Here is a 19,652-nt window from a genome sequence, read left to right as displayed (position 1 = left end):
GCCATGGTCCCTCACAGATAGATTGCGCGAAACGGTGCTCTTACCGGTGTGCCGCTGCTAATCGCCGAGCATGAGCCGCACCAGTTCGTCGGCGTCCATCTCGTCGATCCGGGTCTCCCGCTCGGCGGCCTCCCGTTCCCGGGCCTCCGCACCTGCCCCGCCCGGATGCTCGCTCTCGCTCTCGTTCTCGCTTCCGCTCTCGTTCTTCCGGTTCTCCGGGAACGCCGTGGCCGTCAGGAAGTCCGCGAGCCGCTCGATCGAGGGGTGGTCGAAGACGACGGTGACGGGCAGCGGCAGACCGGTGCGGTTCTGGAGCCGGTTGCGCAGTTCCACCGCGATCACCGAGTCGACGCCGAGATCCTTGAACGGGGACCGGTCGCCGACATCGTCGGCGTCGGCGTACCCCAGCACGGCCGCCACCAGCCCCCGGGCGATCTCGGCGAGGGCCTCCCTGCGCCCGGCCGGACTCAGCGCGGCCAACTCCCGCAGCGCCGAACCGCCGTCGGCGGGCGCACCGGCGTCGGCGTCCGGGCTCACCGCCCCGGCGGCCCGCCGCACCTCGGGCACCTCGGCGAAGAGCCGGCTCGGCGCGGTCGAGGAGTACGCCGCGTGGAACGTCTCCCACGCCACGTCGGCGACGACCGGCGCGGGCCCGCCGCCCGCGCACCACTCCAGCTCCTCGATCGCCCGCCGGGGCTCCAGCAACCGCAGCCCCTGGCGGCTCAGCGCCCGGTCCATGCCGTCGCGCGAAGTCATCCCGCCGCCGTCCCACGGGCCCCAGACCACCGAGACGGCGGGCAGCCCCCGCCCCCTGCGGTACTCCGCCAGCCCGTCCAGGAAGGCGTTGGCCGCCGCGTACCCGGCGTGGCCCGCGCTGCCCCACAGCGCCGAGACGGAGGAGAACAGGACGAACGCGTCCAGCTCCCGGTCGAGGGTCAGCTCGTGCAGATGCCGGGCGGCGTCGGCCTTCGCCCGCGCCGCCTCCGCGAAGCCTTGGGGGGTCAGCGCGTCGAGCGGCGTGTGCCCGATCGTCCCGGCCGCGTGGACGACCGCCGTGATCGGGCCGCCCTCCGCGTCGAGCGCGGCCAGCAGGGCGGCGAGCGCGTCCCGGTCGGACACGTCGCAGGCGAGGACGGTGACCCGGGCGCCGAGGCCGGTCAGCTCGGCCTCCAGCGCGGCCCCGGGTCCGGCACGGCCGACCAGCACGATGTGCTCGGCCCCGTTCCCGGCCAGCCAGCGCGCGGCGTGCCCGCCGAGCGCCCCGGTGCCGCCGGTGACGAGCACGGTGCCCCGGGGCCGCCACGGCCGCGCGGCGGCGTCGCGTCGCGGCGCGCGCAGCAGTCTGCGCCCGAACACCCCCGAGGCGCGCAGCGCCACCTCGTTCTCGCCGTCGGCCGCCCCGTACGCGCCGGACAGCACGCCGGGCAGCTCCCCGAGCGCCCGCGCGTCCGGTTCCGCGGGCAGGTCCACCAGACCGCCCCACCGCTGGGGCGTCTCCACCGCGACGACCCGGCCGAGCCCCCGGAGCAGGGTCTGCTCGGGCGCGGTCACCGGATCGCCCGCGCCCACCGTCACCGCTCCCCGGGTCAGCCACCACAGCCGCGCGGCCACTCCGGCGTCCCCGAGCGCCTGAATCAGCGTCAGACCATGGGCCGAGTGCCCGTACGCCGAGGGGAGCGCGGCGCCGCCGCCCGGAGCCGGCAGCGCCAGCACACCGGCCGGTTCGGGCCCGTCGGAGCGGAGCTCCCGCAGCCGCTCCGCCAGCTCCCGCCGCCCGGTCTCCGGCCCCACCGCCAGCGGAAGGGCCCGCGCACCGGCCCGGTTCAGCGCGTTCAGCACCGAGACCGTCGCCGGCTCGTCCTCGCCGCCCTCGGGCACGACCACGAGCCAGCGGCCGGAGAGCCCGCCCGCCGCCGCCTTCGGCAGCGGCTGCCAGCCGGTCCGGTAGCGCCAGGAGTCGGCCGCCGCCCGCTCGTCCTGCCGCCGCCGCCACGCGGCGAGCGCCGGCAGCAGCGCCCGCACTCCGTCCGGCTGCTCGAAGCCGACCCGCGCGGCCAGCTCCTCGGCGTCGCCGCGCTCCACCGCCGACCAGAACCACCGCTCCGGTCCGTCCTCCCGTACGGGGGCGGCCCCGGGACCGGGCGGCGTCAGCCAGTACCGCCCGCGCTGGAAGGCGTAGGTCGGCAGCTCGGCGGTCACCGCGCCCGAACCCGCGAAGACGGCCGGCCACTCCACCGCGACGCCCAGGGCGTGCGCCTGCGCCAGCGAGGTGAGGAATCGTTCGGGGCCGCCGTCGTCCCGGCGCAGCGAGCCCACCACGGCGCCCGACCCGCCGCTGTTCTCGATCGCCTCCTGGGCCCCGACGCCCAGCACCGGATGCGGGCTGACCTCGATCAGCAGGGTGTGCCCCCTCTTCAGCACCGTCCCCATGGTGTGCTCGAACCGGACCGGCTCCCGCAGATTGCGGTACCAGTACTCGGCGTCGAGCGCGCCCGTGTCCAGGAGTTCGCCGGTCACCGTCGAGTAGAAGGGAACGCCGCCGGAGCGGGGCTCGATGCCGGCCAGCTCCGCCAGCAGCCGTTCGCGGATGGCCTCGACCTGCGCGGAGTGGGCCGCGTAGCTCACCGGTATCTGCTTGGCCCGCGCCCCTTCGGCGGCGCAGGCCGCCAGCAGGTCGTCCAGCGCCCGCTGCTCCCCGGAGACCACCACCGACGAGGGGCCGTTGACCACCGCGAGGTCGAGCCGCCCGTCCCAGCAGGGCAGTTCCCGTACCCGCTCGGCCGACAGCGCCACCGACACCATGCCGCCGAGGCCGGAGATCGCGGTCAGCGCCCGGCTGCGCAGCGCGACGATCCTGGCGGCGTCCTCCAGGGAGAGCGCGCCGGCCACGCAGGCCGCGGCTATCTCGCCCTGGCTGTGCCCGACGACGGCGCCGGGCCGTACTCCGCAGGACTCCCAGAGCCGGGCCAGCGACACCATCACGGCGAACAGCGCGGGCTGGACGACGTCCACCCGTTCGAGGGTCGGTGCTCCGGGCGCGCCGCGCAGGACGTCGAGGAGCGACCAGTCCACGACCGCGCCGAGCGCCGTGTCGCAGTCGGCCATCCGTTCGCGGAACACCGCTGAGGAGTCGAGCAGTTCCACCGCCATGCCGGCCCACTGCGCGCCCTGGCCGGGGAAGACGAAGACGGTCTCGGCGCCGCTCGCCGCGACGCCGTGGACCGCGCTCTCCCACGGCGCGTTCCGCGCGAGCGCGTCCAGACCGGCCAGCAGCTGTGCCCGGTCCGCGCCGATCAGCGCGGCCCGGTGCTCGAAGGCGGCTCTGGTGGTCGCCAGGGAGAGGCCCACATCGGCCGGGCCGAGGTCGGCGCGGTCGTCGAGATGGGCTCGCAGGGCGGCTGCCTGGGCCCGCAGGGCCTCGGGGGTCTTCGCCGACAACAACCACGGTACGACGCCGCCCGGCCGCCCGGCCGGCCCGGCGGTGCCGGTTCCCGCCCCGGGCTCCGCCTCCCGCGAGGGTTCGGCGGGGGCCTCTTCGAGGATGGCGTGCACATTGGTGCCGCTGATGCCGAACGAGGAGACGCCCGCCCTGCGCACCCGCTCGCCCGGGGGCCACGGCACCGGTTCGGTCAGCAGCGCCACCGACCCCGACGACCAGTCCACATGGGGGGTGGGCTCGTCGATGTGCAGGCTGGCGGGGAGCCGGCCGTGGCGCAGCGCCATCACCATCTTGATCACCGCGGCGATCCCGGCCGCGGCCTGGGTGTGGCCGATGTTCGACTTCACCGAGCCGAGCCACAGCGGCGCGCCGCCGGAGCGGGCCCGGCCGTACGTCGCCACCAGCGCCTGCGCCTCGATCGGGTCGCCGAGGCGGGTGCCCGTGCCGTGCGCCTCCACCACGTCGACGTCCTCGGGGGAGAGCCGGGCGTCGCTCAGCGCCTGCCGGACGACCCGCTCCTGGGACGGCCCGTTCGGCGCGGTCAGGCCGTTGCTCGCACCGTCCTGGTTGACCGCCGAGCCGCGCAGGACCGCCAGTACCCGGTGGCCGTTGCGCCGGGCGTCCGACAGACGCTCCAGCACCACCATCCCCACGCCCTCGCTCCAGCCGGTGCCGTCGGCGGACTTGGCGAACGGCTTGCACCGGCCGTCGGGCGCGAGACCGCGCTGCCGGGCGAAATCGACGAACATGCCCGGGGTCGCCATCACGGTGACCCCGCCCGCCAGCGCCATCACGCATTCGCCGCGCTGGAGGGACCGGCTCGCCAGGTGCAGCGCCGCGAGCGAGGACGAACAGGCGGTGTCCACGGTGATCGCGGGCCCCTGGAGTCCGAGGGTGTACGCCACCCGGCCCGAGACGACGCTCGCCGTGTTGCCGGTCAGCAGATGGCTCTGGGCCTCCTGACCGGGCTCGCCCAGCCGGGGCCCGTAGTCCTGCGAGATCGCCCCCGCGAAGACGCCGACCTGACGGCCGCGGAGCGACCCCGGGTCGATGCCCGCCCGCTCCAGCGCCTCCCAGCAGGTCTCCAGGACCACCCGCTGCTGCGGGTCCATCGCCAGCGCCTCGCGCGGGCTGATGCCGAAGAAGCCCGCGTCGAACGAGGCCGCGTCGTAGAGGAATCCGCCCTCCCGGGCGTAGTGGACGTCCGGATTCTCCGGATCGACGAGTTCGGCGGTGCTCCAGCCCCGGTCGGCGGGGAACGCGGAGACGGCGTCCCCGCCCTCGGCGACCAGCCGCCACAGATCCTCCGGCGACCGTACGCCCCCGGGGAAGCGGCAGCCCATGCCCACGAGGGCGATCGGCTCCTCCGAGCCGGCCGCCGTCCCGGGGGCCGGCTCGACGTCCGCCGGGGCGGTGCCCGACAGCTCGGCCCGCAGAAACCGCACCAGTCCGTCCGGCGTCGGGTAGTTGTAGATCAGCGTCGGCGGCAGCTCCGTCAGCCCGGTGGTCTCGGCCAGCCGGTCGCGGAACTCGACCGCGGTGAGGGAGTCGAACCCCAGCTCCTTGAAGGTGCGGCCGGTGTCCACGGTGTCGGACGAGAGATGCCCCAGCACCGCCGCCGCCCCGGCCCGCACGAGCTCCCGCACGTCCGTCCCGGCAGGCGGCTCCGGCGTCGCGGGGCCGGAGCCGTCCTCGTCCGTGCCGTGCGGGACCGCCCCGACGGGGGCGTCCGCGCTGCCTTCCCGGGCCGCCCCGGCCTCGCCACCGGCCGGTTCGCCGAGCCAGAAGGACCGGCGCCGGAAGGCGTACGTCGGGAGGTCGACGCGCTCGCCGGACCACCCGGTGAGCGGCTTCCACTCCACCCGCGCGCCGCGCGTGAAGGCCTCGGCGAGCGCGGCGGCGACCGTCCGCTCCTCCGGCCGCCCCTTCCGCAGCAGCGGCACGACGGCCGCGCCGGGCAGCGGGCCGTCGGCGGCCAGCGCGTCCCGGACCATCGCGGTCAGCCCGCCGGGGCCCAGTTCGAGAAAGCCCGTGACGCCCGCGGACCGCAGCACGCGCACACCGTCGAAGAAGCGCACCGGCTCGCGCAGATGCCTGCTCCAGTACTCCGGCGAGCCGAGTTCGTCCGCCGTGGCCGGGCGTCCCGTGACATTGGAGATCAGCGGGATCCGGGGGGCCCGGTACGTCAGCCCCGCCGCGACGGCGCGGAACTCGTCCAGCACACCGTCCATGTGCGCCGAGTGGAAGGCGTGGCTGACCGTGAGCCGCTTGGTCCTGCGGCCCAGGGCCTCGAACTCCGCCGCGATCCGCGCGACGGCCGCCGGGTCGCCGGAGAACACGGTGGCCCGGGGGCCGTTGACGGCGGCGATCGAGACCGCGCCGGCCCGGCCCTCCAGCGCGGCGCGCGCCTCCCGCTCGTCGGCCTGCACGGCGACCATGGCACCGCCTTCGGGGGCCTGCTGCATCAGCCGTCCGCGCGCCGCGACCAGGGTGCAGGCGTCGTCCAGCGAGAGCACCCCGGCGGCGTGCGCGGCGGCGAGTTCGCCGACGGAGTGGCCGAGCAGGAAGTCCGGGCGCGGCCCGCACCGCTCCAGCAGCCGGAAGAGTGCCACCTCCAGCGCGAACAGCGAGACCTGGGTGAAGCCCGTCCGGTCCAGCAGCGCCGCCCCGGGGGTGCCGGGCTCCGCGAAGAGCACGTCCTTGAGCGGGCGGGGCAGTACGGGATCCAGCCGGTCGCTCACCTCGTCCAGGGCGTCGGCGAACGCCGGGACCGCCGCGTACAGCTCGCGGCCCATGCCCGGGCGCTGGCTGCCCTGGCCGGTGAAGAGGAACGCCGTTCCGCCCGCGCCCCGGGCGGAGCCGCGCACCAGGTTCGGGGCGGGCGCGTCGTGCGCCAGCGCGTCCAGGCCGGCGAGCAGGGAGTCGCGGTCGTCCCCCAGGATCACGGCGCGTTCCTCGAAGGGGGTGCGGTGCTCGGCGAGCGAGATTCCCACGCTCGCCGGGTCCTGGCCCGGGTGGGCCGCGAGATGCGCGCCCAGCCGCTTTGCCTGGGCGCGGAGCGCGGCGCGGGACCGCCCCGAGACCACCCAGGGCAGCGGCCCCCGAGCCGCCGGGCGGGCTCCGGCCCCGCTGTCGCCCCCGCTGTCGCCGTCGCGCCCCGCGGCCCCTGCCGGCGGGGCGGAGAGCACCACATGACAGTTGGTGCCGCCCATGCCGAACGAGCTGACCCCGGCCAGCCGTGGCCCGCTCTCGCCGGGCCACGCGCTCCGCCCGGTCTGCACCCGGAGATTCCACGCGTCGAAGTCGATCTCCGGGTTGGGCGTGGCGAAGTTCAGGCTGGGCGGGATCTCCCGGTGACTGATGCTCAGGGCCGTCTTGATGAGCCCCGCGACCCCGGCGGCGGCCTCCAGATGGCCGATGTTGGTCTTGACCGAGCCCACCAGCAGCGGCGTCCGGCCCGTCCGGCCCGCGCCGAGCACCGCGCCGAGCGCGGCGGACTCGATCGGGTCGCCCGCCCTCGTCCCGGTGCCGTGCAGCTCCACGTACTGCACATCGGCCGGATCGACCCCGGCCCGGTCGTACGCCTCGCGCAGCACCTCCTCCTGCGCCCGGGCCGCCGGCACGGTCAGCCCCTCGCTCGCGCCGTCGTTGTTCATCGCGGTGCTCTCGATGAGGCAGTAGACGCGATCGCCGTCGGCGAGGGCCCGGGAGAGCGGCTTGAGCACGACAAAGCCCGCGCCCTCGCCCCGGACGTATCCGCCGGCGCGCGCGTCGAAGGTGTAGCACCGGCCGCCCGGCGACAGCCCGCCGAACTTCTCGGAGTAGAGGGTGCTCTCCGGAGCGAGCATGAGGTTCACCCCGCCCGCGAGGGCGAGCGTCGACTCGCCCCGCCGCAGGCTCTCGACGGCCGTGTGCACGGCCACCAGCGAGGACGACTGCCCGGTGTCGAGCACCAGACTCGGCCCGCGCAGATCGAAGGCGTACGAGATCCGATTGGCGATCACGCCGCGGTGCAGGCCGGTCATGCTGTGCTGGGTGGCCGCCCCCGCGCCGAGCCGGTGCAGCACCGCCGCGTAGTCGTCCCACATGGCCCCCACGAAGACGCCGGTCCTGCGGCCCCGAAGGTCGGCCGAGACGATCCCGGCGTCCTCGAAGGCCTCCCAGCCCAGTTCGAGCGACAGGCGCTGCTGCGGATCCATGGCGGCGGCCTCGCGCGGCGATATGTCGAAGAAGTCGGGGTCGAAACGGTCGACGTGATCCAGGAAACCGGCCTCCCCGGCTGCGTCGCTCCGGCGCGCGGGCGATGCCTGCGCCACCGCGTCCCGGCCGTTCCGCAACAGCTCCCAATAGGCGTCCGGACTGGCGGCGCCGGGAAATCGACAGGCCATTCCGACTATGGCGATGGGATCGTCGTTCAAGCTGGCACGTTCTTTTGAGAACGCCCGGGTGGCACTCATGAAACTCCCCGACGGCCGACGGCTGGCGAACACCAAGTGAGGTTTGTCGATTCAAGATTTGGTGCATTGCTGTACCCGAAACGGACCCGGAGCTGTTCCGGTTCTGGCCTGCCGGGTGGTCCGCTGCCACCTGCGGAGCCCTGATGCGATCATGCCCTGCCAGTAGAACCCGAACGTCGCTGGAGTGTCCAATAACTCAATTCATGATGCTAATAACCTGGCCTATGGGAAAACGTTGTCACCGGAATTTGTAAATGCGGCGTTGACAAATTCGAGCAAGGGTTTGTAGCGTCCGGTCGTCGGTGCGGATGTGCCGGCGGCGGTATGGGGAAGGGTGTATCAGGAATGGCTGACCAGCACATACCCACCTCGGCGGACGTGGGGGACATGTACGACCGGTCGACCGATCTCCTCTCCGAAGTGATGGGAGGGAACATCCACCTGGGCTACTGGCGGAACGACGCCGACGACGCCTCGGTGGAGGAGGCCACGGACACCCTCACCGACATGGTCGCCGAGCGTCTCGCCCTCACCCCGGGCCTGCGGGTGCTCGACATCGGCTGCGGCAGCGGAAAGCCCGCCGTCCGTATCGCCGGACGGTGGAACGTGCATGTCACCGGCGTCACCATCAGCGCCCAGCAGGCGGCGGTCGCCGGCGCGCGGCCCGAAGTCGGCGAGAACGCCGGGCAGGCGTCCTTCCAGGAGGCCGACGCCATGGATCTGCCGCACGCCGACGCCCGGTTCGACCGGGTGTACGCCATCGAGTCCTTCCTGCACATGTCCGACCGCGCCACCGCCGTCGCCGAGGCGGCCAGGGTGCTGCGCCCCGGCGGCTTCCTGGTGACCGCCAACCCCTATCAGCGGGGCGGCGAGCTGAGCGCTCGGGCGGCGGAGGTCGTCGCGGCCAACCGCAGGCTTCTCCAGATCCCGCCGATCGGCGATGTGGACGAGTACGTCGCCCACATGGACAAGGCCGGTCTCAGGGTCGTGGAGACGCTGGACATCGGCGAGAACGTGCGGCGCAGCCACACGCTGGCGGCGGAGGCCATCCGGAGTTCGCGGGCGGCGTTCGACGGCGCGTTCAGCGCGGAACTCTCCGAAGCGGCCGACATCATCGAGCGGTTCGGAGAGCTTCCGGAGATCGGGTACGGGCTGATCGTCGCCCGTCGGCCCTGAGGCCCCCGGACCGGTCGCCGGAGGTCAGCCCAGCACCCGGCGGAGCAGCTCCCGCAGCGCCGCCCGGTCCTCCTCGGACAGCCCGGCCAGCGGGGCGCGGGTGAAGTCCGCCGCGCTCCGGACCTGTTCGGCCGCGTCCCGGCCCTCGTCCGTGACGACGACGAGTTTGACGCGGCGGTCGGCCGGGTCGGCCCGGCGGCGGACCATCCCGCGCGCCTCCAGGCGGTCCACCAGGCCGGTGATGTTGGACGGTTCGCACTTGAGCCGCTCGGCGAGTCTGCGCATGGGCAGTGGCCGCCGCGCGAGCAGGGCGAGCACCCGGGCCTGGATGCCGGTCAGCTGATGGCGGGCGGCGGCGCTCTCGTACTCCTCGTGGTGACGCATCGCCAGAACGCCTATGAGATCGGCGAGATCCGAGCCGGTGGAGGTGGCGGAGGCGGTGGAGCCGGCCGGGGAGCCCGGGGCCGCCGGAGGATCCGGAGGGGCCGGGGAAGTCGATAAGACCATCGCACCAGCGTAACCATGTGGCCGTCCAAAATTCCATCATCTAAACCAACTGACCGCCGGACGCCCCCAGGAGGAACCATGCGAAGCGGCAGCCAGCCGGAGGCCCCGGCGCCCATCCCGCCCGGAATCCCCGCCCTCCACCCGCTCACCGCCTATCAGCGGGACATCTGGGCGGGGGCCGTGCTGCTCCCGGGGGATCCGCAGTTCAACTGCCGGCTGCACGAGCGGCTCGAGGGCGCGGTCGACCGGGACGAGCTGGCCCGCCGCGTCGAGCGGGCCCTCGGCGAGTACGACACGTTCCGGCTGCGGTTCGAGGAGCGGGACGGGGTGGCGCGTCAGTGGGTCGACGGGGAGCCGCTGAGGGTGCGGAGGGTGGATCTCTCGGGGGAGGGCGATCCGGCGGGGGCGGTGGCCGGGTGGCTGGAGCGTGAGATGGCACGGCCGGTGGTGCTCGGGCGGGGGCCGGTCACCGAGGCCGCCCTTGTGGTGGAGAGCGCCACGGTGGTGCATCTGGTCGTCAAGGCGCATCACATCGCGGTGGACGGCTGGACGCTGAACCGGCTCAGCCGGCGGATCTTCGAGGACTACGCGAGTGTTGTCGCCGGCGGTGCGCAGCTTCCGCCCGCCGGGAGTCCGTCCAGTGTCTCCCTGGTGGAGCGGGAGGCCGAGTACCGGTCGGGGCGGCAGGCGGCCGAGGACCGGGAGTACCACCGTAAGGCGCTGGCGGGGGTGGACCCGGCGCTGTTCGCCCGGCGGGCGGCCAGCGGCGAGCGGCGGATGGTGAGGTACGGCTTCACGGTGGAGCCCGAGCTGGTGGACCGTATCGCCGCCCGGTACTCGCCCTTCGCGTATGTGGCCACGGTGCTCGGGGGGTGGCTCGCGAGGGTGCACCGGGTGGACGAGGTGGTGCTGGGCGTCCCGCTGCTCAACCGGCGGTCCTGGGAGGGCGCGCCGCCCGGACAGCTCGCCAATACGCTGCCGTTACGGGTGCGGGAGGTCCGCGGAAGGCCGGTGGAGGAGGCCGTACGACAAGTGCGCGCCGATGTGCGGGAGTTGCAGCGGCACGAGCGGACCTCGTTCGGGGACGTGCTGCGTGATCTCGCGGCGGACGGCTCTCGTACCAGGGAACTCTTCGATGTGACGGTGTCCTATCTGCGGTACGAGCGGCCGAGGCCGCTGGACGGCGTCGAGCGGAGGACGGGCATCACGGCTCCCGGGCGGGATCAGAGCGTTCTCAATGTGTATATAGAGGACTTCAGTGATGTGCCCGGCATGCGGGTCGACCTTGTGCACGCGACGGACGTGTTCGACGAGGACCTGCCGGTCGCCGCCGTCGCCGAGCAGCTCAAGAGGCTGCTGGCGGCGGGGGTGGAGACACCGGACCGGCCGCTCGCCGAGACGCCCCTGACGGGCGGGGAGGAGCGGGCGGCCCTGCTGGCGCTCGGGCGGGGGCGGACCGTGCCGGGGCAGGGGCGGCGGACGGTGCATGAGCTCTTCGAGGAGAGCTGCGCCCGGCACGCGGAGCGGACGGCGGTGACGGACGCCGCCACCGGCCGCTCGCTCACCTACGGCGAGCTGGACCGGCGGGCGAACCGCCTGGCGAGGGCGCTGCGGGCGCGGGGGGTGGGGGAGGAGGACCGGGTCGCGGTGGTGATGCGGCGCGGGATCGATCTTCCGGTGGCGCTGTTCGGGGTGTTGAAGGCGGGCGCGGCGTACGTTCCGGTGGACCCGGACTACCCGGCCGAGCGCATCCGGTTCATGCTCGCGGACAGCGGGGCCCGGGTCGTCGTCCACGACGGTGCCGATCAAACGGATGGGACGGATGAAGCGGGCGAGGCCCGCGCGTACGGCTTCGCCGGGCTGCTCGCCGCCGAGACCCGTACGGACCCCCCGGAGCCGGTCGCCACCCCCGGACATCTCGCCTATGTCATCTACACCTCCGGCTCCACCGGCCGCCCCAAGGGCGTCATGGTCGAGCACCGCTCGGTGGTCAACCGGCTGGAGTGGACCCAGCGCCTCCATCCGATCGGCGCGGCGGACACCCTGCTCCAGAAGACGCCGATCTCGTTCGACGTGTCGGTGTGGGAGCTGTTCTGGTGGGCCGCCGACGGAGCGGCGCTGGTCCTGCTGGAGCCCGGGGGCGAGAAGGACCCGCGCACACTGCTGCGGACGGTCCGCGACCACCGTGTGAGCGTCCTCCACTTCGTCCCCTCGATGCTCGGCCCCTTCCTGGAGCTGCTGGAGCGGGACCCCGCACGGCTCGGGGACGCCGCGTCCCTGCGGTATGTCTTCTGCAGCGGCGAGGCGCTCCCGCCCGACCGTGTCGACCAGTTCCACCGGGTCTTCGCGCACCGGGTGCCGGCCCCGCCCCGGCTGGTCAATCTGTACGGGCCGACCGAGGCGGCCGTCGACGTCACCTCGTACACCTGCCGCGCGGAACCGGACGGGCGGCCCGTCCGCCGGGTCCCCATCGGACGGCCGGTGGACAACACGGCGCTGTACATCCTGGACGAGTACGGACAGCCGCAGCCGCCCGGCCTCCCCGGCGAGCTGTACATCGGCGGGGTGCAGGTGGCGCGCGGCTATCTCGGCCGGCCCGAACTCACCGAGGAGAGGTTCGTCCCCGATCCCTTCGCCCGGGGCGGCCGGCTCTACCGCACCGGGGATCTCGCCCGACTGCTCGCCGACGGGAACATCGAGTACCTGGGACGCCTCGACGGACAGGTCAAGGTGCGCGGCAACCGGGTCGAGACCGGCGAGGTCGCCGCCGCGCTCGGCGCCCTGCCCGGCGTCCGGGACGCGGTCGTCGTCGGCGGTCCGTCGCCGTCCGGCGGCACCCGTCTGATCGGCTATTACGCGGCGGACGAGGCCGACGGCCCGCCCGAGGCGGAGATCCGGGCGGCCCTGCGGGACGCGCTGCCGGAGTACATGGTCCCCTCGCTGCTGCTGCGGATCGACCGGCTCCCCCTGACGCCCAGCGGCAAGACCGACCTCCGCGCGCTGCCCGCCCCGGAGACCGCGCCGCGCGCCGCCGCCTCCGCCGCCGGGGAAGCACCCCGTACGGAGACGGAGAAGGCACTCGCCGAGATCTGGGCCGAGGTGCTCAAGGTCGACGGAACCGACGGAACCGACGGAACCGACGGAACCGACGGGTCCGGCGGGGTCGGCCGGGTCGGCGTGCACGACGACTACTACGCGCTGGGCGGGGACTCGATCCTCATGCTCACCGTCCGCGCCCGCGCCGAGCGGCGCGGGCTCCGCTTCGAACTCGCGGACCTGGTGCGCCACCCCACCGTCGCGGAGCTGGCCCGGCACACCGTCCCGGTCCCGGACGGCGGCGGGGCGGAGGCCGAACTCGCGCCCTTCGCGCTGGTGTCGCGGGTCGACCGGGCCGCGCTCGAAGGCGCGGAGGATGCTATTCCGCTCACCCGGCTCCAGCTCGGACTGATCTACCACAGCCGGGGGGAGCGCCACTCCGCCCTGTACAAGGACGTGTTCCGCTACACCCTCGCCATCCGCTGGGACGAGGACGCCTTCCGCGTCGCCGCCGAGCGGCTGACCGCCCGCCACCCCGCCCTGCGCTCCACCTTCGACCTGGGCAGCCACTCCGAACCGCTCCAGATCGTCCACCCGGCCACCGCCGCCGCCGTACCGCTCGACATCGTCGATCTGCGCCCGCTCGCCGGGGCCGACGCCGAGGCCGAGATCCTGCGCCACGCCGAGGAGCGGAGCCGCCACCCGTACGACATGGAGCGCGGGCCGCTGCACCATCTGCGGGTGTATCTCCGGGAGCAGGACCGGGACCGGGACACCGTCGAGCTGGTGCTGAGTTTCCACCACGCCCTGCTCGACGGCGGCAGTGTGGCGAATCTGCTGCGCGAGCTGCTCCAGGAGTACGCCCACGCCATCGGCCTGGACATCGGGCCGGTGTCCGAGCCCCCGCCCCCCTCGGCCGCCCACCACGTCCGCGCCGAACGGCGCGCGCTCGAATCCGGCCGGAGCCGGGAGTACTGGCGGGAGGTGCTGCGCGGAGCGGGGACGGACGCCGTCGAGGGGATGCGCCGGCACACCGCCCCCGGCGACGAGGAGCAGTTCGTCCGCGAGGTCGAGCTGCCCGCCGAACTCGTGGCCCGGGTCCGGCGGACGGCCGCCGCGCAGTCGGTGCCGGTGAAGTCGGTGCTGCTCGCCGCGCACAGCCTCACCCTGGCGATGTTCACCGGCACGGAGGACCTCGTCACCGGGCTGATCACCCACGGCAGGCCGGAGCGGGCCGGGGGCGAACGCGCCGTCGGCCTCTTCCTCAACACCGTTCCGCTGCGGGTGCGGACCGCCGGGGCCAGCTGGTCGGCGGTGATCCGGGAGGTGTCCCGGCTGGAGCGCGAGGGCTACCCCCACCGGCGCCACCCGCTCAGCGCGATCCAGGAGGACCACGGAGCCCCGGTCTTCGAGCACGCCTTCAACTATGTGCGCTTCCACCAGCTCGGGCCGGTGCTGGAGCTGCCCGGAGTGCGGCTGCTGGACTTCCGCACCTGGGAGCGGACGAACTTCTCGCTGCTGGTCAACGCGGTCAGCGACCCCGTCGGCGACGGGATCGCGCTGCGCCTCGACTTCGACGGACGCGTCTTCAGCCCCGGCCAGGCCGATCTGCTGGCCCGCACCTGGACCGCGGTGCTCGACCGGATGTGCGAACGGCCGGACGAGGAGGTCGGGTTCGGCTTCCTCGCCCCGGCTCCGGCACGCGCCGGGGCCTCCCCGGACGCGGATCTTCCGGTCACCGCGCGCTTCCTGGCACAGGCCGCCCGTACCCCGGACGCCGTCGCCGTCACCATGGACGGGGAGCGCTGGAGCTACCGGCGGCTGGCCGAGGCCTCCCGGGTGGTGGCGGCGCGGCTGCCGGCGGCCGGGATCCGGCCCGGCGACCGCGTCGGCATCGCCATGGACCGCTCGCCCGAGACGGTCGCCGTGGTCGTCGGCACCCTTCTCGCGGGGGCCGCGGTCCTTCCGCTGGACCCCGGCTATCCGGCGGCCCGGCTCGCGGCGATGATCGCGCAGGCGCGCCCGCCGCGTGTCATCGCCTCCGCCCGCCACGCCGCCCTGGTGCCCGACCCTGCCCTGCTGCTCCCGGCCGAAACCCTCACGGAGCCGGTCACGGGCTCCCCCGGGGAGGACGCCGGGGTCCCCTCGCCCGCCTCCACCGCGTACGTCCTCTTCACCTCCGGCTCCACCGGCGTCCCCAAGGGCGTCGCCGTGCCGCACCGCTCGCTGGCCAATCTGGTCGGCCGGCAGAACCGGATGTCCACCGGGGCCGTCGGCGAACCGACCCTCCAGTTCGCGCCGCTCAGCTTCGACGTCTCCTTCCAGGAGATCTTCTCCACCCTCTGCGGCGGCGGCACCCTGGTCCTCGTCGGCGACGAGCGCCGCCACGACATGGCCGCCCTGCTCCGGCTGATCGACGAGGAGGGCGTCGTCCGGATCTTCCTGCCGTACGTGGCGCTCCAGCAGCTCGCCGAGGCCGCCGACGCGCTGGGCATCGCCCCGCGCCGGCTGCGGGTGCTGATCTCCTCCGGCGAACAGCTCCGCGTCACCGAGCAGATACGCCGCTTCGCCGCCGCGCTCCCGGGCGTGATCCTGGAGAACCAGTACGGGCCGACCGAGTCGCACGTGGTCGCCGTCTTCACCATGACCGGCCCGCCGGCCGCCTTCCCGTCCCTGCCGCCCATCGGCAGGCCGATCGGCGGGGCCGAGGTCCAGGTCCTGGACGCGCGGCTGCGGCCCGTGCCGCCCGGGGTGCGCGGCGAGCTGTACATCGGCGGGGTCTGTCTGGCGCAGGGGTACGAGAACCGGCCCGCCCTCACCGCCGAGCGCTTCGTCCCCCACCCGTTCGGGGGCGGGGACGGGGACGGCGGTCCGTACGAGGTGCTGTACCGCACCGGCGACCTCGGCCTCGTCCTCCCGGACGGCGACATCGTCTGCGTCGGCCGCGCCGACTCGCAGGTCAAGGTGCGCGGCCACCGGGTGGAACCGGCCGAGGCCGAGGCCGCCGTCATCGGCTTCGGCGAGCTGCGGCCGGGCATCAGGGAGGTCGCCGTGGTGCCCCGGCGCGGCCCCGGCGGCGACACCGCGCTCGCCGCCTTCCTCGTCGGCTCGCCGGACCTGGTCCCCCTGGAAGACCTCCGCAAACATCTGCGCTCGGTGCTCCCCGCACATCTGGTCCCCGGCCATTTCGCCTGGCTGCCGCGCCTGCCGCTGCTGCCCAGCGGCAAACGGGACGACGCGGAGCTGAGCCGCCTGCCGCTGCGCCCCGAGGCCGGGACCGGGGCCGCGCCCGGCGGGGCCGAGGCCGAGGACCGGACCTTCCGGGACGGCTACGAGGCCTCCCTCGTGGAGACCCTCGCCGATCTCCTGGAGCTGCCGCCCTCGGCCGTCGGCGTCCACGACGACGTCTTCGACCTCGGGGCCACCTCCCTGACGGCGATGCGGCTGGTGGTGATCATCGAGCAGCGGTACGGAATCACCGTCCCGCTCTCGGAGTTCATCACCCGGCCGACCGTCGCCGGTCTCGCGGAGCGGCTCCGCTCCACCGGTGCCGCGCTCGCCTTCGACCCCCTCGTACCGCTGCGCCGCGAGGGCTCGGGAGCACCCGTCTTCCTGGTGCACCCCATGGGCGGCAATGTGCTCTGCTACGTACCGCTCGCCCGGCAGCTGCCGCCCGGCCGGCCGCTGTACGCGCTCCAGGCGGCGGGCGCGGACCCCGGGACCGAGCCGCGGCGGTCGGTGTCCGAGCTGGCCGCCTACTATCTGGCCGCGGTGCGCCGGGTGCGGCCGAAGGGCCCCTACTCGATCGCCGGCTGGTCCTTCGGCGGGTTCGTGGCCTTCGAGATGGCCCTCCAGCTCACCCGCGCGGGCGAGACCGTCGAGGATCTCCTGCTGCTCGACACCACCGCGCTGGAACCCGGCCACCGCCTCCGCCACGAGGAGGACGCCCTGCTGGGCTGGTTCTTCTGGGAGCTGCTGTCGCTGAAACGCGGCGGCGAGTCCCCGCTGGAGACGATCCCTGCGGAACTGGCCACACTCGACGAGAAGTTCGACTTCATCGCGCGGTTCGCCGCCGAGACCGGGGTGCTCCCCGAGGGCAGCTCCGGCGCGGTCGTCCGCAGGCTCTTCCGCGTGTACGAGGCGAACTGGAACGCCGCCCTCGACTACCGCCCGCACGAGGCCCGCCAGGACCTCGTCCTGATCCGCGCCGAGGAGCCGCTGCCCCGGGTGCTGGTGACGATGCACACGGCGGGCGGCAGCAGGCACGAGGACCCGGCCAACGGGTGGCGGTCCATGACCGCCGGCCGGGTGCGGGTCGTCCCGGTCCCCGGGGACCATCTCTCGCTCATGGAGCACCCCCATGTCGCGACCACCGCGCGGACCGTGGCCGGTCTGCTGCGGAGCGGTTCCGGCCCGCGGGATCCCGGCCCCCTTCCCGATATCGAGCAGTGACGGAGCGAGCGGCATGGCGAATTCGGTTCGGCGGACAGAGGTCGCCGTCGTGGGAGCGGGCATCGGCGGACTGACCGCCGCCGTCGCGCTGCGCCGCCTCGGCGTCGGCGTACGGATCTACGAGCGCGCCACGGAGCTGCGGGCGGCGGGCTCGGCGCTGTCGGTGATGGGCAACGCGATCGGCGCGCTGCGGTCGCTCGGCATCGATCTCGGCCTGGAGAAGCGCGGACAGGTCATCGAGACCTTCTCGATCCGCGACACCCGGGGCGAACTCATCCGCGACCTCCCGATCCGGGCGGTCACCGAGCGGCTGGGCGTGCCCTCCGTGTGCATCACGCGCGCCGATCTCCAGGAGGCGCTGCTGGAGGGGATCGGCGATGTGCCGCTGACGCTCGGAGCGGCGCTCTCCGGTTACGAGGCAGGCGAGGCGCACGGGCCGGGCGGGCCGGGTGTCACCCTGCGCTTCGAGGACGGGAGCGAGGCGAGGGCCGACGCGGTGATCGGGGCGGACGGCTTCAACTCGGCCGTCCGCAGACAGCTCGCGGGCCCGGAGGAGTCCCGGGACGGCGGCTACATCTGCTGGCTCGCCGTCGTCCCGTTCGAGCACCCCGCGCTGCGCCCGGGATATGTGGGGCACTACTGGGGGGCCGGCCGCCGCTTCGGTCTCGTCGACGTCGGGCACGGCCGCTACTACTGGTGGGGCACGAAGAATATGCCGGCCGCCCGGTCGTACGGCTGGGACGGCGGCAAGGACGAGATCGCCGGCGTCTACGCGGGCTGGGCGGACGAGGTCACGGAGATCATCCGCGCCACTCCGGCGGAGGCCGTGCTCGCCGTGCCCTCGCGGGACCGCGCCTTCCTGGAGCGCTGGGGCGAGGGCCCGGTGACCCTGCTCGGCGACGCCGCCCACCCGATGCTGACCAGCCTGGGACAGGGCTCCGCGATGGCCGTCGAGGACGCGGTGGTCCTCGCCCGCGGGCTGGCCGCCGCGCCGGGGGATCCCGCCGCCGCCTTCCGGGCGTACGAGGACGAACGGCGCGAGCGCACCCGGGGGATGGTCGCCGCGTCCCGCTCCCTCAGCGAGCTGGAGCAGCTGTCGGACCCCGGGGAGTGCACGCTGCGCGACGAACGGCTCCGGCTGACGGGCGAGGAGGAGCTGATACGGCAGCAGGAGGCGGCGCTGCGCTGGCCGGGGTGAGCCCTTGGGCGGCCCCGGTCCGGGCGCGGTGGCCTCAGCTCCAGGTGCGGCCGTGGTCGAGCAGCTTCCGGTGGGCCTCGGACACCTCGGGGTGGGCGATGTCCCCCTCGCGGACGGCGAGATAGGTGGTGACGATCGGCGGTACGGCGGGTTCGAGGAGGTTCACCAGGGCGCCCCGGGCGATGTCGTCGGCGCACAGATGGGCGGGGACGACGGTGATGCCGACCGAGGCCCTGACGGCCGCGAGCACCGCCCGGTGGTCGGGCAGCACCACTTCGGGGGTTCGGGAGGGAGAGGTGTGGAAGACGGACCACCAGTAGTGGTCGATGAGCGGGAGGGACTCGGCGAAGGCGACGAGCGGGTGGCCGTCCAGGGCCCGCGGGGCCTCGTGGGCGAGGAGGTCCTCGGCAAGGGCGCGCGCGATCCCGGGGGCGGCGACGAGGCTGCACTCCTCGTCGTGCAGCGGCCGGGCGGAGACGCCCTTGAGCCGGGGACGGGTCCGTACGACGGCGATGTCCAGTTCCCCGGAGACCAGTTGGGACAGGAGCGTGTCGGAGAGGGCGAGGGTGGTGCGGAGCTGGATCCGGTCCATGAGCATGTCGGCGAGCGCCGGCAGTATCCGGTCGCTGATCAGGTCGCTGGGCGCGCCCAGCCGCAGCGGGCGGCGCGGGTCGCCGACGCCGAAGTGGCGTTTCAGCACGGAGTCGAGGGCGTTCACCGGTCCTTCGGCGTCGCGCGCGAGCAGATCGGCGGCGGGCGTGGGTTCGGAGCCGGTGGCATGACGGACGAAGAGCCTTACCCCGGCCCGCTGTTCCAGCCCTCTTATCTGCTGGGTGACGGCGGGCTGGGAGATGTGCAGCCGATGGGCCGCCTTGCCGAACGAACCCGCCCGGTAGACCTCGATGAAGGTGCGGAGCCAGGCCGGGTTCAGCGACCCGATGTCCTCCCGGTCCGCCGTGCTCTGTTTCTCTTTTCCCGGTGTGCGAGACGGGGGCATACGAGGCTCCATGAGTCGGCCGAGCAGGTGGGGGATGGCGGGCGGGGCGCGTGCCGGGGAATGCGGCGCCCGGTCTGCCGCCCAGGTGGGGCGTCATCTCTCAGAGGAGCATGCGACGTTGCGGCGATCTCGAAACAATATTCTACTTGCGTATCTCGATTCAGCCCCTGATGGCCGGTATTCGATGTGGTGGTTGACGCGGCGGATGGCGCGCACCGTGAATTGCGACTTCGTGCGACCGTGAATGCACGAAATGTATTCGGCTGTTTATCACGTAATCCCGTGATGCGCCGAAGCCGTGAATGTGCTGGGGCCGGTCTTGACGGGTCCGGGGCCCCCGCATAGCGTCGCCGGGTCGAGCCGGGCGGCCCGGGTACCGGGTGCGGGCAT

Annotated in this window: 6 protein-coding genes; 3 read left to right on the top strand and 3 right to left on the bottom strand. The window is 74.0% G+C overall.

Annotation, left to right across the window (positions count from 1 at the left end; all coding sequences use genetic code 11):
• Nucleotides 1-57: 57 nt before the first annotated feature.
• On the bottom strand, nucleotides 58-7,896 hold the full coding sequence (locus ABD371_RS01035) for a type I polyketide synthase (RefSeq protein WP_417801417.1): 7,839 nt from the start codon (nucleotides 7,894-7,896) through the stop codon (nucleotides 58-60).
• 345 nt (nucleotides 7,897-8,241) lie between these two features.
• On the opposite strand from ABD371_RS01035, the gene ABD371_RS01030 reads away from it, so the two are divergent.
• The gene (locus tag ABD371_RS01030) at nucleotides 8,242-9,072 is read left to right on the top strand and encodes a class I SAM-dependent methyltransferase (RefSeq protein ID WP_344471558.1); all 831 of its coding nucleotides are present in this window, start codon (nucleotides 8,242-8,244) and stop codon (nucleotides 9,070-9,072) included.
• A gap of 24 nt (nucleotides 9,073-9,096) precedes the next feature.
• Here the strand turns inward: ABD371_RS01030 and ABD371_RS01025 are convergent, their stop codons facing one another.
• Nucleotides 9,097-9,579 (bottom strand): MarR family winged helix-turn-helix transcriptional regulator, encoded by a 483-nt coding sequence (locus ABD371_RS01025; protein ID WP_381734855.1) that lies wholly within the window; start codon nucleotides 9,577-9,579, stop codon nucleotides 9,097-9,099.
• A 78-nt stretch (nucleotides 9,580-9,657) separates the two neighbouring features.
• On the opposite strand from ABD371_RS01025, the gene ABD371_RS01020 reads away from it, so the two are divergent.
• Together ABD371_RS01020 and ABD371_RS01015 are read left to right on the top strand one after the other, a co-directional pair.
• Complete coding sequence (locus ABD371_RS01020) at nucleotides 9,658-17,067, top strand: amino acid adenylation domain-containing protein (RefSeq protein ID WP_344471556.1); 7,410 nt, start codon at nucleotides 9,658-9,660, stop codon at nucleotides 17,065-17,067.
• Nucleotides 17,068-17,080: 13 nt separating this feature from the next.
• On the top strand, nucleotides 17,081-18,265 hold the full coding sequence (locus ABD371_RS01015; protein WP_344471554.1) for an FAD-dependent monooxygenase: 1,185 nt from the start codon (nucleotides 17,081-17,083) through the stop codon (nucleotides 18,263-18,265).
• A 34-nt stretch (nucleotides 18,266-18,299) separates the two neighbouring features.
• On the opposite strand, the gene ABD371_RS01010 is transcribed toward ABD371_RS01015, so the two are convergent.
• Nucleotides 18,300-19,262 (bottom strand): LysR family transcriptional regulator, encoded by a 963-nt coding sequence (locus ABD371_RS01010; RefSeq protein ID WP_344471552.1) that lies wholly within the window; start codon nucleotides 19,260-19,262, stop codon nucleotides 18,300-18,302.
• Nucleotides 19,263-19,652: the final 390 nt, after the last annotated feature.

Source organism: Streptomyces amakusaensis (genome assembly GCF_039532665.1).
GTDB classification, from domain to species: Bacteria; Actinomycetota; Actinomycetes; order Streptomycetales; family Streptomycetaceae; genus Streptomyces; species Streptomyces amakusaensis.
This window is presented reverse-complemented; position numbering and strand designations above follow the sequence as displayed.

What these genes read in the sequence shown, in the direction of transcription:
- ABD371_RS01020 (WP_344471556.1), top strand. Translation starts at nt 9,658, where the DNA reads ATGCGAAGCGGCAGCCAGCCGGAGGCCCCGGCGCCCATCCCGCCCGGA.
- ABD371_RS01035 (WP_417801417.1), bottom strand. Translation starts at nt 7,896, where the DNA reads ATGAGTGCCACCCGGGCGTTCTCAAAAGAACGTGCCAGCTTGAACGAC.
- ABD371_RS01025 (WP_381734855.1), bottom strand. Translation starts at nt 9,579, where the DNA reads ATGGTCTTATCGACTTCCCCGGCCCCTCCGGATCCTCCGGCGGCCCCG.
- ABD371_RS01010 (WP_344471552.1), bottom strand. Translation starts at nt 19,262, where the DNA reads ATGCCCCCGTCTCGCACACCGGGAAAAGAGAAACAGAGCACGGCGGAC.
- ABD371_RS01015 (WP_344471554.1), top strand. Translation starts at nt 17,081, where the DNA reads ATGGCGAATTCGGTTCGGCGGACAGAGGTCGCCGTCGTGGGAGCGGGC.
- ABD371_RS01030 (WP_344471558.1), top strand. Translation starts at nt 8,242, where the DNA reads ATGGCTGACCAGCACATACCCACCTCGGCGGACGTGGGGGACATGTAC.